This window comes from Clostridium sp., from assembly GCF_050717515.1.
Taxonomy (GTDB): domain Bacteria; phylum Bacillota; class Clostridia; order Clostridiales; family Clostridiaceae; genus Clostridium_AD.
On the sequence record NZ_JBOITL010000023.1, the window covers coordinates 85,231 to 100,608 of the forward strand.

Below are 15,378 nucleotides of genomic sequence, written 5' to 3' on the forward strand. Positions count from 1 at the left end.
CTATAACACCCCTTTATAATCCATCTTTTCAATACCTGATATGCAGGTCACAGTAGATTTTAACGAAACGTCTATTACTTTAATTAAAATGCCCCGTCTTTTGAGTTTAGATAAAATACCAACACTCTCTTCATCTAAATAAGGCGTAATAATTATATAAGTAGAATTTGGATTAAATTCTTTTATTTTACTTCTTAAATAATCGCTAAATCTAATAGTAATGCTATAACTCATCCTAGCACTAAGTTCCATTATTTTTCTAAGAGCATTAATATCTGGATAAACCTCACTAGTGATTTTAGTTTGCATTCCTACTAATTGACAATTAGTCCACATTCCTGTGGGTACTCCTTCTTTGATGGCTATAGACGCTAAGGAGGCTGCCACTGTAATTCCATTTTCTATAAGCAGTGGTTGAATGGTACCCCAATAAGGTTCTCCACATTGAGCGTTTACAATGATTGTAAGGTCTCTATCTGAAGTAAAATCATATTCTTTTACCATAAGCCTGTCCATTTTCAAACTGGATTTCCAATGAATATCTTTCATTCTATCCTCTACGTTATATTCTCTTATTCCTTTAATATATAATGGATCCTTATGAATCCATCTCTTAACATTATTATTCCCTTGTAAATTGGTATTTGCAAATTCAACATTATTCATATTAATAAGTTTAGGATAAACCAAAAACTCAAGAAAATCTTCTGCATGCATGGTTTCTGCCGAAAGTCCAAATAAATCTCCTACAGTAACATTTATGTCTCTTAAAATGTAGGCGCCGCGTACGTTACACTTTAATTTGTAAATTCTTCTTTTTCTTTCATACCAGCTTATGGTGTATTTACTTAAATGCCATAAGTCAGCCCCTTCTTTAAATCTATTACTGTCTGATACAAACTCTATGGCACCTGGCATTTTCTCACTTAACATTAGAAATGATATAGGTAGCCTTTTATTATTTTCAATAGTTGTAGTAATAGTGAATTCCTCACCAGGTAAAAGTCTATCTTTATCAATATTTCTACTGATTTTGAGGTTATCAAAACCTTTTTTTCGTGTAAACTCACCTATAAAAAAAATAATAGTTAGTATGGCCAGAATCAGAGCAAATTGTATAAACATTGCCCCCCCTCCCTATAACTTTTCGAGTGGAGCTTGAATAGTACTTATTATTTCTTCTATAAGGGTTTTGCTCTTATTACCCAGGCCCAGATCATTCTTAAGCATTAACCTATGGCTTAAGATAGGGACTGCGAGTTCCTTTATATCCTCTGGAATTACATAGTCCCTCCCTCTTATAGCAGCTAGTGCTTGGCTTCCCTTCATCATATTCAATGTAGCTCTTGGACTACAGCCAAGCTCCACTTCTCTATGACTTCTTGTAGCGCTCACTATTGCTATTATGTAATCTTTTATTTCTTCACTAACATGTATCATAGTATAATTATTTTGAACATACTCTATGTCTTCCATCGAAACCACGGCCTGAAGATCATTCAATGGATCTGCTATCATAAATCTATTCATCATGGCCTTCTCCTCTATAGCATCTGGATACCCCAATGAAAGCTTCATAAAAAATCTATCTAATTGTGCTTCTGGTAATGGAAAAGTTCCAAACTGTTCCACCGGATTTTGAGTAGCAATTACAAAAAATGGTCTTTGGAGTTTTATAGTATTACCCTCCACAGTAATTTGCCTCTCTTCCATACACTCTAAAAGTGCTGACTGTGTTCTAGGTGTAGCTCTATTAATTTCATCTGCTAAAACTATTTGACTGAGTAGCGGCCCAGACCTAAACTCAAACTCCTGATTTTTTTGATTATAATAATATATTCCAGTTAAATCTGAAGGTAGTAAATCAGGGGTAAACTGTATCCTCTTAAACATGCAATTCATAGAGCTTGAAAGACTTTTCGCAAGCTTAGTTTTCCCGAGTCCTGGAACATCTTCAATAAGCACATGCCCAGAACATATAAACGCCACTATAATTTTATCTATATTGTCCCCTTTGCCTACTATAACTTTACCTACATTTTCCTTAATTTTGCCTCTAAATTCCTCAAATTTCTTTGTATCCATTTTAAAACCCCCCATTAGCTTATATATTTACATTTTCTTTAATTTCAATATACCATATATAGTAATTAATTTAAACATATTCGTTAGTAAATATTACTACTTTTATAACCATAAAAAAATCCCTCACCGTTAGGTAAGAGATCATGAGTTAAAGCATCTCCTGCGGAGCTGCAATTAATGACTTCAGAAGGAGCCTTAGACTCCCACTAAAGTTTTGTTTTGTTGTAGTATGTGATCCCCACTTATAAAAGTGGGAGACTTTCCTTCTGAAATATCATTAAAGCATTTTCAAAAAAGCTGGAGCAGCTACAGCGAGTCCTGTAACAATAACTCCACATAAAAAAGATCCTATAACTGAACACATAACAGATCTTTTAAAATCCAACTTTAAAAAAGCAGCTATTGCAGTCCCTGTCCAAACTCCTGTGGTTGGAAGAGGTATTGCAATAAACGTTATAAGCGCTATTTCTTCAAATTTTTCAAATTTAGCTTTATTCTTGTTTATCTTTCTATCAATTAAATTATAAAAGCCACTAAAAAATTTATATTTTCCTAAAAAGTCAAATATTTTATTAAAAAATATCAGTATAAATGGAACCGGAAGCAAACTTCCAATAAAACTTAACAGGAATACTGTTATTGGATTAATATTGTACACGTTTATTCCAAGAGGTATAGCAAATTTCATCTCACTAAGGGGCACTGCTGACAGTAATAATACTTGTAACCATTCCATAAAAAAATCTCCTTATTTACATTTTTTCTTAACGCATCTTCAAAAAAAATGACTAGTCATCATACTAGTCTTTTTTGAGGTTTAATCTATTATTCACAATACTATTATAAGTATTATGATTACATACTTTCAAGTGATATTATAAACAAAAAAATATTTAACTATATATTCACAATTTTAAATATCAATTACATGATGTTGTCTAGACTCACCAATAAAAAACACGGCCAAAGCTCCCGGTCCACTAAACCTTCCCACTACCGGTCCAATGTAATGAATAAGTACTTCTTTAACCCTAACCTTTTCCAGTATCTCCTCCTTAAGCCTTACAGCTTCATCAACGCAATCTGCATGACAAATAGCTATGGTTTGAGTTTCAGGATCTATAATCTTATCCTTTACTATTTCTGCAAGCTTAGTTATTGATTTTTTACGCCCGCGAACCTTGAGCACTGGCATTACGCGTCCCACCTGGTTAAGCGTAAGTATAGGCTTTATATGCAGAACTAGCCCTAAGGTAGCCGCTACATTAGATATTCTTCCGCCTCTTTTTAAAAAATTAAGATCCTGCACAGTAATATATGTATTTAAATTTTGTATAATTTTTTCTATTTCAGATACAATTTTCTCAGCGGTGCATCCCAGGTTTTTCATTTCTACAGCTTTTCTAACCATAAGTCCTTGACCAAGTGATGCTGTTAACACATCAATAATATATATTATAACATTTGGAAACTCTTCCAATATTGCAGTCTTTCCAATATTAGCGCTATTATAGGTTCCGCTAAGACCTGAAGAAACTCCAATATAAATTATATCCTGTCCACGCCTCGCAGCCGGCTTAAACATATTATAGAAGCTTTCGGAATTCGCTTGAGAAGTATTTGGAAGTGCCCCTTCTCTAAGGTCATCAAAAAACTGTTTTTGACTTAAACTTTGTCCAAAATCATCTAAGTACTCTTTATCATTATAACTAAATGGTAACATAGCAAAGGGTATGTTATTACCATAAATATACTCCTTCGGTAAATCGCAGCAAGAATCTGTCATTATAACAAAATCTTTCATTTGTACTCCTCCTAATTTTTATAATTCCGCAAATATTTTGTTAAACAATACTGTAAAAACTATAGCATAAAAAGTGTTCACTGTAAAAGGAAATTGTATTTACAGGGTAAATTATTATTGCTTTATAAATACGCCTATACTATAATGTTAAATAATAACTATTGTTTTTCAATAGTAATTAAAGGAGTGTTGTAAATGAACGCATTAGAAGTAAAAAAAGATATATATTGGGTAGGTGCACTAGACCCCAATCTTAGAATTTTTGACATAGTTATGTATACCCCTTTTGGTAGCACTTATAACTCTTATGTAGCTCGTGGCAGCGAAAAAACTGCAGTATTCGAAACAGTAAAAGAGAAATTTTTTGATGAATATCTGGAAAGACTAAAGTCTTTAGACATTAATATAGAGAATATTGACTATATTGTAGTTAATCATACGGAGCCAGACCATGCAGGTTCAGTTGGCAAACTTTTAGAAATTTCTAAAAATGCTAAAGTCGTAGGTTCAGCTGCAGCTATTAAATTTCTCAAAGAAATTGTAAATAGAGATTTTGAATACATAACTGTAAAAGATGGAGACAGTATAAATCTTGGAAATAAAACCTTATCCTTTATTTCAGCACCTTTTCTTCACTGGCCGGATTCAATGTTCACTTACGTTGTGGAGGACAAGATTCTCATAACTTGTGATTCTTTTGGTAGCCACTACTGTAATGCTGAAATGTATAATGATTTAAATAAAAGCCAGGAAAATTATATGGAAGCCTTAAAATACTACTTTGATTGTATTATGGGACCTTTTAAACCTTATGTGTTAAAAGCTATAGATAAAATCAAAGACCTTTCAATAGATATGATATGCCCAGGACATGGCCCTATTTTAAGAGAAGACCCTTGGAACATAGTAAATAAGTATAAAGAGTGGAGCCTTCCAATTGAAGCTGACCAGGAGCCACAAATCACCTTATGCTACGTATCAGCTTATGGCTATACGGAGGCTGTGGCTAAAAAAATAGAACAAGGTATAAAAACTTATTGTAATTTCAAAGTTAACATGTATGATGTTATACATAATGATATGAATGACATTTTAAATAGTATAGATAAATCCCAGGGAGTAATTTTTGGTTCTCCTACTATGAATGGAGACGCACTAAAACCAATATGGGATATTTTAATAAATCTAAACCCTATAGTTCATGGCGGAAAAGTAGCTTCTGCATTTGGTTCCTATGGTTGGAGTGGAGAAGCCGTTCCAAATATAGAGGATAGATTAAAACAACTTAACCTAGATCTATATCCTTCCATGACAATTAATTTTAAACCTACAGAAGGAGATTTAAACTTCGCCTTTAAATTTGGAGAAAGTTTTGCAGAGAAAATAGCTGAAAAGGTTAAAATAAAAAGTTGCCCCGTTAAACCTTCTACAGAAAAAAGATGGAAATGCGTAGTTTGTGGGGAAGAATTTGATGGACCAAAACCACCTGAAATATGCCCTGCTTGTGGAGCCAGCGCCGATCAATTTATTCAAGTATCACAAGATGTAGTGACCTTTAGTTCAGATAAAAAAGAAAAATTTCTAATCATTGGTAACGGCGCTGCTGGATATTATGCTGCGGATGCCATAAGAAAAAGAAATAAACAATGTGTTATAGAAATAATTTCAGATGAACCATACTTAACCTATTATAGACCTTCCATCTCTGATGGTATAAGTGAAGACCTTAAAGAAGATACTTTTTACCTATCTCCAAAACAATGGTATGTAGATAATAACATTACCCTAACCTTAGGAGTTCAGGTTCAAAGTTTAAAGCCTGAAGAAAAGAAGATATCACTTAAAGATGGCAGCACTGTAAGTTATGATAAGCTAATTTTAGCAAATGGAAGTCAAAACTTCATGATTCCTGTAGATGGAGTAGATAAAGCAGGTGTCTTCACTTTAAGAAATCTAAAGGATTTAGAAGCTATTAAAATTAAAATGAAAACCGCAAAGAATGTGGTAATTGTAGGTGGTGGACTCTTAGGCCTTGAAGCAGCTTATGAGATAAGAAAGTCTGGTCTAAATGTCTCTGTGGTAGAAGTTAGTAGTTCCCTACTCACTAAGCAATTAGATAGTGAAAGTAGCCTTATACTTAAGACTGCAGTTGAAAACCAAAATATTGAAGTTATACTTTCCGATTCTGTAACCTCTATAGTAGGTGAAAAATCAGTTTGTTCTGTTAAGCTAAAAAGCGGAAAAACGCTAGATGCAGACCTGGTACTATTTTCAACAGGTATTGCACCAAATAAAAATATAGCCCATGAAACTAATATAATTACGGGCAGAGGCATAATAATAAATGATAAAATGGAAACTAATATCAAAGATATATATGCCTGTGGAGATATTGCAGAATTCAAAGACAGAGTATATGGTAATTGGCCAGCTGCTGTAGAAATGGGTAAAGCTGCAGGTATGAATGCAGTAGGAGAAAGTAAAGACCTATCCATCTCCCTAAGTGCCATTTCCTTTAATGCTATGGGCCTTGAACTATTGTCTGTAGGAGAAATTTCAAAAGAAGGATCTATTTGTATTAGCTTAAAAGATGATACAAACAAAATATACAAAACATTATTCTTCACTGAAAACATCATAACTGGTGGAATTCTAATAGGAGATAACAAATCTTCAGCTAAACTAATAAGTGCAATTGAAGATTCAAAATCAATAAAGGAAGTCCTAGATATAATTTAGATGCCTAGTGCCAACCACGTGGCAAGTGGCATGTTGCAAGTTTTTTTTAGCAATCCACGTAATAAAGAGCACATAAGACTTAAATGTCTTATGTGCTCTTTACTTATTTTTTTTAACTTTTCACTTAAATCATTAAGGTGAATCATTACATCTATAAAAATTAATATATATACTAAATATGAAATTTCCACGGAGTGATTCGCAATAAGAAACCCTCGGAAATTAGGTATTTTTTCTTATTCTATTAATGCCTTATGAATCCCTTCTGACAATGCTTTGGATAATCGACTTTGGTAATTCACATTTGTGAGCTGCTTGTCCTCTTCCACATTAGATTGAAAACCCATTTCCACTAAAATAACAGGAACCACCGACCAATTAAAACCTGTAAGATCATTTCTCTCCACAACGCCTCTATTTTTCATGCCAACGCCGATTAAACTGTTAAGAACTATCTCTCCATATCTTTTACTTGTTTTATATATAGCATTTGTATTTTTAGTATCTGCTGGTACGAGCATCGAGGCTCCTTTAACAGATGAATTATCATTTGAATCCGCATGAATTCTTATAACTAAGTCTGCCTTAGAAGTATTTCCAATCTTCGCTCTTGCAATATTCCCTAACATTTGTTTATTTTCTGTTTTAGTCATTATTACAGTATAGCCTTTTTTTTCTAACAAACCCTTTAGTTTAACGGCTACTGCCATATTAACCAAGTACTCAGGAGTTTTTGTATTAATACCCTCAGCCCCACCTGGCTCCTTTATTTTCATTATGTTGGAGCCTGGCGCTTGCTGCTCTTTTTCCATACTAGTAACACTTGCATGTCCTGGATCTATAACAATAACCTTGCCAGAAGGTTTTTTTATTATTGGTGTTTTCACTTGCTTTTTAGTTTCAGTCTTCACCTCCGGTGTTGGCTTTTGTGCTACTATAGCTATTTTTTCTTTTTCCACTTTTAACACTGCTGCTTTTTTAGTAGTATTTATATTTACATCATTAATTTTTATAGCTTGTACGTATTCTTCCTTTACTTTGTTCACATAAGTTGCCCCATATAATACACCACCTATTATAGGTAGACAAATAAAACTTAATAAAATTTTCTTAATTTTCGACATTCTAATCCTCCTAACAATTTCTCTTGAAAAATAATAATCAATGCCTATTTTACTATTCCTTTATGAGATTGTATATACCTATTTGGAGTTATTAGAAAATGCAAAAAAATATTATATGTTAAATCCCAAGCATTTCATAGTATTATAATAAGCCCAAATACCTAAACTAAAAAGGATGAACTTTAAAAAAGAGGAGGCCTTTTCATGCCACGAAATAAAGATAAATACGTGAATGATGACCGTGATAAAATCGAAAAAGCTAATAGAATAGAGGAGCTTGAAAACCTAGTAGAAAGTCATACTAGAACAGAGCGACATCTTGAGCAGCACTCTGATATTGCTTCACCAGAAAGGGTCAATGAAGCAAGAGAAAAACAAGCTGAGAGAGAAGATAACATTGAGATTTTAAAAGATAAAATTGTAAGTGGAAACAAAACTCGCTCTAATGAGTCAGAAGGCCTAGAAAAAAACTATACCTTTGCTAACGGATATATGGATCATAACAAAGATCATATGGATAAGGATGTCCTAGAAAACATGAAGGAAAAACAGCAAAACAGAAGAGACCGAATGAATGGATTAACTTAGAAAAGCAGGCAAAGTCCTAAGGATTTTGCCTGCTTTTTCTTTTTAATATTTTATTTTTGTCAAAGCTTCATCTATAAGTCCCAACACATATTCTTTATCTTTTTCATTATTTTCAAAATCTAATCCATCCACATTTATCTTTAAAATTGGAGATATATTATATTGCTCAAAATAAGCTCTATAATTAGAATTTAGCTTTTCCCAATACCCACGTTCCACAATTTTCTCATACTCTCTACCTCTTCGATTTATCTTATCCATAGCTGCTTCTACAGATGTTTCTAGATATACTAGTAACTTCGGTGCCATGCAATGCTCAATCATATTTTCGAATAACTCAGAATATAAATCAAACTCTTCGTTACACATCTCTCCTGCATCATTCAACATTTTCGCAAAAATTACATCTCCATAAATACTTCTGTCCATAACAGCATTTTTCACTCTTGAAGCTGCCTTAATATTTTTAAATCTTTTATTAAGGAAAAATATTTGCAATGAAAAACTATATCTCTCCCTATTATAATAAAATTTTTCTAATATAGGATTATCTACCACCGGCTCTTCAAAACACTTATAGCCCTTTTCTGCCATTATATTCATAAGGGTGGTCTTCCCCACTCCAACTACACCATCTATAACTATCATGTCCCAGTGCCCTCCTCGGTTTATCTTACTTAGTGACTTCTCGTAATATCCCATAATTTTATACTCCTCTTATATCTTTTTCAGGTATAAAACTGCACATTTTCTAACTACTTTCATTCTAAAATTTGATTTCCCTAAGCAACTCAGGATGAATAGACATTAGTAATTGTTATGTCCCCCAGCGGAATTCCCAAATGGCTGTTTAAAACACCATATAAATAGTCAGTATGAAATTTCGCCGGAGTGACTTGCAATAAGAAGCGCAGAAACTATTGAAATTTGATTTAGAAATTCTTCTTTTGCGAATGTAAAATCCTCGTAAGCCTGCCAGGACGGCAGGCTAGCGAACTGAGGCAGGACGCCGAATGTGAGCGCTAGAGGATTTTATATGAGCAAAAGATTAGAATTTCTTAATCAAATTTCTAGTTTTAAGCTCGTTTGCAAGGCACGCAAGCGAAATTTCATACTACTCTGTTACCCCTATACAATTTTAAGATTTTTCCTTTTTGAATAAGCCAAAATTATACCCAAAGCCAAGGATAAAAATGCAGCCATAAGAACTCTATACTCACCTGGCAATAGGAAAGTTATTGTATGTGCTGGTATCCAGAAAAAAGGGATAGTTTTAAAAACAACAAAGCTCATAAATCCATACCAATCTATTTTATCTGTTACAGCTCTAAGCTTAACTTTTTTAATTTCACTAAATTTTCCTTGTCCCAAACCTATATAGGTATCAGTAAGTCTATGCAAAGTCATGAAGGTAGGACCAAAAATTAAATTCATAAAAGCACTTGTGAAAAAGGCAAATAATAATTTAGCTGAAAAAGTATCAGCTGCACCGCTAGGTAATAATCCCTTCTTCATTGAACCTATTACTCCATTTGCAAACAAATCAAAAGCTATAACAAACCCCATACCTAAAAATCCCCAAACTATAAATTTATATACAATCCCTACAGGTTTCTTATAGTTTCCAGTGGCTATTCTAATTGCTAAAAGCTCTCCCATAGTAGCTAAAATGGAAACCTTTACAAATCCCATTATGTAAGGATGCGCTTTGTTCGCTACTGTATATATTTCGTTAGTTGATGGAAACGCCAATAAAAAAACAATTATTAGTAATGCCCCTATCCATATTAAATCCTTTTTTTTCACTATAATTCCCCCTTTGTATTCCTTTGTATTATATCAGAATCCCAAAGCAGTTTACAGATTTTTTTAACACCATTGTGACTATTTACAAATAAAAAAAAGCTAGTATTGGACTTTTACTAGCTTTTCTATATTTGTTTTAAGAGGAAATTTTTTTCAGTATTAAATTTATCTTTAACTGGGGGGTATAAAGATGATCACTACTAAATGTATTAACAGTTTCTATATTTTTATTATATACTATATATAATCCATTGTCAATAACTATTATTATTTAATATTTATTATACTGCAAATCCTTCTTCGCCATTTAGAATGAACTTATTAATTATATACGCAACTCCATCTTCCTCATTAGTTTTAGTTATAAAATTTGCAGCTCTTTTAACTTCTGGGAAGGCATTTCCCATGGCAACTCCTAGTCCAGCATATTTAATCATATGAATATCATTGCCCGCATCGCCTATGCATATAACCTCTTCTTGTTTAATATTAAGTTTTTTTGCAAGTGCTGCTACTCCTGCGCCTTTGTTAACAGATTTATCAAGAAATTCTAAATAGAAAGGTGCACTTCTAACTATTGTGTACTTACCACTTACTTCTTCGGGAATCTTTTGCATTATCTCCTCTATTAACTCTGGCGTGTCTACAAACATAACCTTTACTATAGTAGTATCTTCAGGCACATCTTCCACAGCAATTATTTCATTGGATATACCATTCATTTCTGCCTCGCCTCTAGTGTATATAGTATCTTTAGGAGAAATTACACTATTCTCTGTTAATGCGTGTATATTCACTTTTAGCTCTTTACTTAACTTGTACAAATATTTATAATCTTGAAGCGTTAATGTTGTTTTAGATATTATTTCGCCACCTTCAGAGCTTTGAACAAGCGCTCCATTAAAAGCTACTGCATAATCCTCCTCAGAAACTAAATCAAGTTCTTCTAAATATTTTTTAAAACCAACTAAAGGTCTTCCTGATGCTAGTACAACTTTTACTCCATTTTCTCTAGCCTTTTGTATCGCTTCATAATTTGCTGGTGAAATTTTCTTTTCATCATTTAATAATGTTCCGTCCATATCTAATGCTAATAATTTATACATCCATAACCTCCATGTAACTACATTTATTAGAAACCACTCTAAAGTGATTAAATTATTTTTAATAATTATATTTATTAATTATATCATGGAATTTTTTAAGTAATGGATTTCACACTTTGTAAACTTTGCGTGAATTTTTATTCCTATTTTGTAATATCCTCTATAAAAATGTTTAATTTTATCAAAACTTAGCTTATAATTACTTTATGAAAATTGCTATCTAATAATAAATATAATTACATTGGAGGAAATAACGCATGCTATTTAATTTAAATGAATTTTTAATGTCAATATCCTTTGCTTTGGATTTTGTAGAGCTGGACCTTACAGGTGCTACTTCTAACCACAGCAAAAGAGTATCTTACATATGTTATAAAATGGGGAAACACTTAGGGCTAACTAATAAAGAGTTATATGATTTAACCGCTTTAGCAATTCTTCATGATAATGGCGTTAGTGAAAAAAGCTTACATGATAAATTACTAGGAAAAAATTTGGAAAACTTCACCTTAATAGAACGAAAAAAAGAACATTGTACAGCATCCGAAAGAAATATTAGCACTTTCCCTTTCAATGGCGATGTAGTGAATGTTCTACTTTATCATCATGAAAACTATGATGGCACAGGTTTTTTTAACATAAAAGGGAATTACATACCATTAATGTCTCAAATAATTCACCTTGCGGATCTTCTTGATATTAATTTTAATTTTGAAAGTTTAAAAAATGAAGATCTTAATAAGCTTATATCTTTTATAAATGAGAATAGAAATATTATATTCTCAGATAATATAGCAAACGCATTCCTCAATATATCTAGCCATAAAAGTTTCTGGTTAGATTTAAAAAGTATGTATATTACAACTGCTTTAAAAAAATTAGTTCCACCATTATCAATCGAATGTTCCTTTAAAAAAATACGAGACATAACAAAAATCTTATCAAAAATAATAGACTCTAAATCTCCCTACACACAATTACATTCTAGTGAACTAGCAATTAAAATAGAAAAGCTAGCTAAATACTATGGTTATAATGAAGATGATAGCTACAAATTAATTATTGCTGCTGATTTACACGATATAGGAAAGTTAGCCGTACCTAACTCTATATTAGACAATCCAGAAAAACTAACCTTAGATCAATATGAAATTATAAAAGAACATCCCTACTATACTAGAATTGCGCTGCAAGAAGTAAGTGGCTTCGAGAACATAGTGGAATGGGCTTCAAACCATCATGAAAAGTTAAATGGTAAAGGCTACCCCTTTGGAAAAAGCCACAAAGAACTGGACTTTAATTCCAGACTTATGGCTTGTCTTGATATATACCAAGCTTTAACTGAGGCTCGTCCTTATAGACCTTCCTTAACCCATAAAGCGGCTATGTTAATATTAAATGATATGAAGAATAATAACTTTATTGATTGTAAAATCACAGAAGATATAGATTATATTTTCAAAGTAAACTGTTAAATATATCAATTATAAATAGCTATTATGAATTTCAATACATAATAATGTTAAGTTAGAGGAAAAGTACTGACAATTTATCTGTGTTAATGTAAAATAATAACTGTAATATATGAAATAAACTAATTTTTGGGGGGAGACTAGATTATGATGCTAAAAAAAGAAAAAACATTTATCATTACTCTATCTACTATTATTTTAGCAACATTATTATTTGTCATTTTCACCTTAAATAAATTAGCCACCACCAATATCTCCTCAAACATTAGCTCTCAAAAAGGAGTATTGGAGCTTTCAAATTGGGATTTTCATAAAGATGGTTATACTTCCCTTGGAGGTCAATGGGAATTTTACTGGCAGCAATTATTGACGCCAAAAGATTTTGCAACTAACTCAACACTTCCCTCTTATATAGAAATGCCTATGGAGTGGAATAAACACAATAAAATTTATAGTTCTAATGGCTATGCTACATATAGTTTAACAATAAAATTAAATGATAAATATAAAGACACCCTTTTAGGTATTAGTGTTCCTGATATGTTATCTGCATATAAATTATGGGTTAATGGAGACCTCCTTTCTTCTAATGGAATTGTTGGTACAAGCAGTTTTTCCGAACATCCCAGCACTATACCCATAACCAGTTATTTTATGAATAAAAGTGATAAAATTCATTTAGTACTTCAAATTTCAAATTATAATTTTAAAGATGGTGGTACCCAGGACAAAATTTATCTAGGGACACAAACTCAAATGTCTAATAAAAGAGAAGCTTCCATTGCTCTTGAAATTCTTTACTTCAGTGTATTGCTTATAATGGGCTTGTATCACTTGTGGTTATATGCTTTTAGAACAGATGATACGCCTAAACTGTATTTTGGCGCCCTCTGTATAACTTTATCTTTAAGAGCCTTAATTGTTGGCAATAAATACTTTTTCACAATGTATAATAACTTAAGCTATAGCTTGGGACTTAAACTAGAATACTTAACTTTTTATGTTGGAGTTTATCTTATGATAAATTACATACATGTAGTTTTTAAAAATAATTATTCAAAATGGATTAAAAATGGTTGCAAACTTTTTTGTTTTTTCTTTATAATTACTACTATATTTATCCCCCCCCTGCTCTCCTCAAAGTTCCTTATGGTCTTTCAAATATTCACTTTATTAATGATTATTTATGCTTCTTTTATCATATTAAAATCATATAATAGTAGAAAACAAGGGAGCTTAATTATTGCAATTAGTTGTTTAGTACCTATTGCTATAACCGCTATGTCAATACTACGACATCTAGGTTTAAATAATTTCAATGACTATTCACTATCAGGATTCTTATTTCTCATACTTTTTAATGCTTTTATGTTGGCAATGAATGAATCTAAAGCTTACAAAAAAATAGAAAATTTATCTAAGGAAAAAGAACAGTATCTATTAGCAGAAAAACTTACAAAAGTTACCTTTCTCTTAAATTCTACCTTGAATTTACAAGAGGTTTTAGATAAATTATTAGAAAACTTAAAAGAATTAGTACCTTATGACAGTGCCTCATTTTTCATGGAAGAAAATAACCGTTTTAACGTTAGGGCCGGAAATGGATTTGAAAATGTGGAAGATATATATAAAATTTCTATTAATAAAGAGGATGACAAGCTATTTAAAGAAATATGTACAACTAAAACTACACTATTAGTTTCTGATGTTAAAGAAGATCCTCGTTTTAGTCTATTTATAGATAAAGCTACAATTGAAAGTTGGATGGGAATACCTATACTGTTTAAAAACGAAATTGTCGGTATCTTAACATTAGATTCAACCCAAAAGAATATTTATACTAAGTATCACTGTGACATAGCTTTATACTTTGCATGCCATGCAGGAATGGCTATAGAAAATGCTAAACTACATGGTAAAACTAAGCATCTAGCTAGCATAGACCCGCTAACTAACTTGTACAACAGACGTAGTTTTTTTGAACTTGCAAATATAAACTTTGATAAAGCAAAATCATTTGCACAGACCATTTCAGGCATTATGATGGACATTGACGATTTCAAGAAAGTCAATGATAATTTAGGTCACCATACTGGTGACCTGGTATTAAAGCATCTTTCTAAAATTTGCTCTGAAACTTTAAGTAAGAATCATATTTTAGGTCGTTATGGTGGTGAAGAATTTATTGTTCTATTACCCACTATCTCCTTTGAAGAAGCAGAAATAATTGGTGAAGCCCTACGAAGTGCTATAGAAAATAACCCTATAATTATTAGGAAATCAGCTTCGATACCTATAACCTTAAGCATTGGAGTTGCTTCCATTACTCCTACAATACAAGATTTAGATTATTTGTTTGTAGAGGCGGATAAAGCGCTGTATCAAGCAAAATCTCTAGGTAAAAATCAAGTTGTGTCAATAAATTTGGACTCTTCAACAGTAACTTAGGATGGAGGTAGTTTAGGTAGAGACTGGGATAAAAAATATACCAAAAACTAGATTTGGATTTACTTGTTACGCTAATATAATGAGTTTTACAGACTCTTAGTTTATGTACTTAAAAATCCCGTAAGCAAGCCCAGACACATGACAATTACTAAAAAAAGCATGGGATTTCTCTGGAGTGGCTTTCAATAAGAAGCGCAGAAACTCTT

At 32.0% G+C, this 15,378-nt stretch carries 12 protein-coding genes; 4 read left to right on the forward strand and 8 right to left on the reverse strand.

What is annotated here, in order from left to right:
- The 4 genes from ACREV6_RS08375 to ACREV6_RS08390 form a co-directional block, all read right to left on the reverse strand.
- Window positions 1–1,125, reverse strand: a complete 1,125-nt coding sequence (locus tag ACREV6_RS08375) for a DUF58 domain-containing protein (protein WP_431577553.1) — start codon at window positions 1,123–1,125, stop codon at window positions 1–3.
- Window positions 1,126–1,137: 12 nt separating this feature from the next.
- A complete protein-coding gene (locus ACREV6_RS08380; RefSeq protein ID WP_431577554.1) occupies window positions 1,138–2,085 on the reverse strand; it encodes an AAA family ATPase in 948 nt (315 codons plus the stop codon).
- Between the two features lie 277 nt (window positions 2,086–2,362).
- Complete coding sequence (locus ACREV6_RS08385; protein WP_431577555.1) at window positions 2,363–2,821, reverse strand: COG2426 family protein; 459 nt, start codon at window positions 2,819–2,821, stop codon at window positions 2,363–2,365.
- Between the two features lie 177 nt (window positions 2,822–2,998).
- Window positions 2,999–3,889, reverse strand: a complete 891-nt coding sequence (locus tag ACREV6_RS08390; protein ID WP_431577556.1) for a DegV family protein — start codon at window positions 3,887–3,889, stop codon at window positions 2,999–3,001.
- A gap of 195 nt (window positions 3,890–4,084) precedes the next feature.
- On the opposite strand from ACREV6_RS08390, the gene ACREV6_RS08395 reads away from it, so the two are divergent.
- Window positions 4,085–6,628 (forward strand): FAD-dependent oxidoreductase, encoded by a 2,544-nt coding sequence (locus ACREV6_RS08395; RefSeq protein WP_431577557.1) that lies wholly within the window; start codon window positions 4,085–4,087, stop codon window positions 6,626–6,628.
- 236 nt (window positions 6,629–6,864) lie between these two features.
- Here ACREV6_RS08395 and ACREV6_RS08400 read toward each other — a convergent pair whose 3' ends face one another.
- Window positions 6,865–7,752, reverse strand: a complete 888-nt coding sequence (locus ACREV6_RS08400; RefSeq protein ID WP_431577558.1) for an N-acetylmuramoyl-L-alanine amidase family protein — start codon at window positions 7,750–7,752, stop codon at window positions 6,865–6,867.
- Between the two features lie 204 nt (window positions 7,753–7,956).
- On the opposite strand from ACREV6_RS08400, the gene ACREV6_RS08405 reads away from it, so the two are divergent.
- On the forward strand, window positions 7,957–8,340 hold the full coding sequence (locus ACREV6_RS08405) for a hypothetical protein (protein WP_431577559.1): 384 nt from the start codon (window positions 7,957–7,959) through the stop codon (window positions 8,338–8,340).
- A 42-nt stretch (window positions 8,341–8,382) separates the two neighbouring features.
- On the opposite strand, the gene ACREV6_RS08410 is transcribed toward ACREV6_RS08405, so the two are convergent.
- The 3 genes from ACREV6_RS08410 to yidA all read right to left on the reverse strand — a co-directional run bounded on the left by ACREV6_RS08410 (window position 8,383) and on the right by yidA (window position 11,252).
- The gene (locus ACREV6_RS08410) at window positions 8,383–9,042 is read right to left on the reverse strand and encodes a deoxynucleoside kinase (RefSeq protein ID WP_431577560.1); all 660 of its coding nucleotides are present in this window, start codon (window positions 9,040–9,042) and stop codon (window positions 8,383–8,385) included.
- A 426-nt stretch (window positions 9,043–9,468) separates the two neighbouring features.
- Window positions 9,469–10,146, reverse strand: coding sequence for a hypothetical protein (locus tag ACREV6_RS08415; protein ID WP_431577561.1), 678 nt, complete (start codon window positions 10,144–10,146; stop codon window positions 9,469–9,471).
- A gap of 281 nt (window positions 10,147–10,427) precedes the next feature.
- Complete coding sequence (gene yidA, locus ACREV6_RS08420) at window positions 10,428–11,252, reverse strand: sugar-phosphatase (protein ID WP_431577562.1); 825 nt, start codon at window positions 11,250–11,252, stop codon at window positions 10,428–10,430.
- Between the two features lie 257 nt (window positions 11,253–11,509).
- On the opposite strand from yidA, the gene ACREV6_RS08425 reads away from it, so the two are divergent.
- A complete protein-coding gene (locus tag ACREV6_RS08425) occupies window positions 11,510–12,727 on the forward strand; it encodes an HD-GYP domain-containing protein (protein WP_431577563.1) in 1,218 nt (405 codons plus the stop codon).
- A gap of 144 nt (window positions 12,728–12,871) precedes the next feature.
- Window positions 12,872–15,172: a diguanylate cyclase gene (locus tag ACREV6_RS08430; RefSeq protein WP_431577564.1), complete on the forward strand. Its 2,301-nt coding sequence runs from the start codon at window positions 12,872–12,874 to the stop codon at window positions 15,170–15,172.
- The last annotated feature ends 206 nt before the right edge of the window (window positions 15,173–15,378 follow it).

Excerpts from the sequence above, each read along its gene's own strand:
- ACREV6_RS08375 (WP_431577553.1), bottom strand. The coding sequence starts at position 1,125 with ATGTTTATACAATTTGCTCTGATTCTGGCCATACTAACTATTATTTTT.
- yidA (WP_431577562.1), bottom strand. The coding sequence starts at position 11,252 with ATGTATAAATTATTAGCATTAGATATGGACGGAACATTATTAAATGAT.
- ACREV6_RS08380 (WP_431577554.1), bottom strand. The coding sequence starts at position 2,085 with ATGGATACAAAGAAATTTGAGGAATTTAGAGGCAAAATTAAGGAAAAT.
- ACREV6_RS08410 (WP_431577560.1), bottom strand. The coding sequence starts at position 9,042 with ATGGGATATTACGAGAAGTCACTAAGTAAGATAAACCGAGGAGGGCAC.
- ACREV6_RS08400 (WP_431577558.1), bottom strand. The coding sequence starts at position 7,752 with ATGTCGAAAATTAAGAAAATTTTATTAAGTTTTATTTGTCTACCTATA.
- ACREV6_RS08405 (WP_431577559.1), top strand. The coding sequence starts at position 7,957 with ATGCCACGAAATAAAGATAAATACGTGAATGATGACCGTGATAAAATC.
- ACREV6_RS08430 (WP_431577564.1), top strand. The coding sequence starts at position 12,872 with ATGATGCTAAAAAAAGAAAAAACATTTATCATTACTCTATCTACTATT.
- ACREV6_RS08385 (WP_431577555.1), bottom strand. The coding sequence starts at position 2,821 with ATGGAATGGTTACAAGTATTATTACTGTCAGCAGTGCCCCTTAGTGAG.
- ACREV6_RS08390 (WP_431577556.1), bottom strand. The coding sequence starts at position 3,889 with ATGAAAGATTTTGTTATAATGACAGATTCTTGCTGCGATTTACCGAAG.
- ACREV6_RS08425 (WP_431577563.1), top strand. The coding sequence starts at position 11,510 with ATGCTATTTAATTTAAATGAATTTTTAATGTCAATATCCTTTGCTTTG.
- ACREV6_RS08395 (WP_431577557.1), top strand. The coding sequence starts at position 4,085 with ATGAACGCATTAGAAGTAAAAAAAGATATATATTGGGTAGGTGCACTA.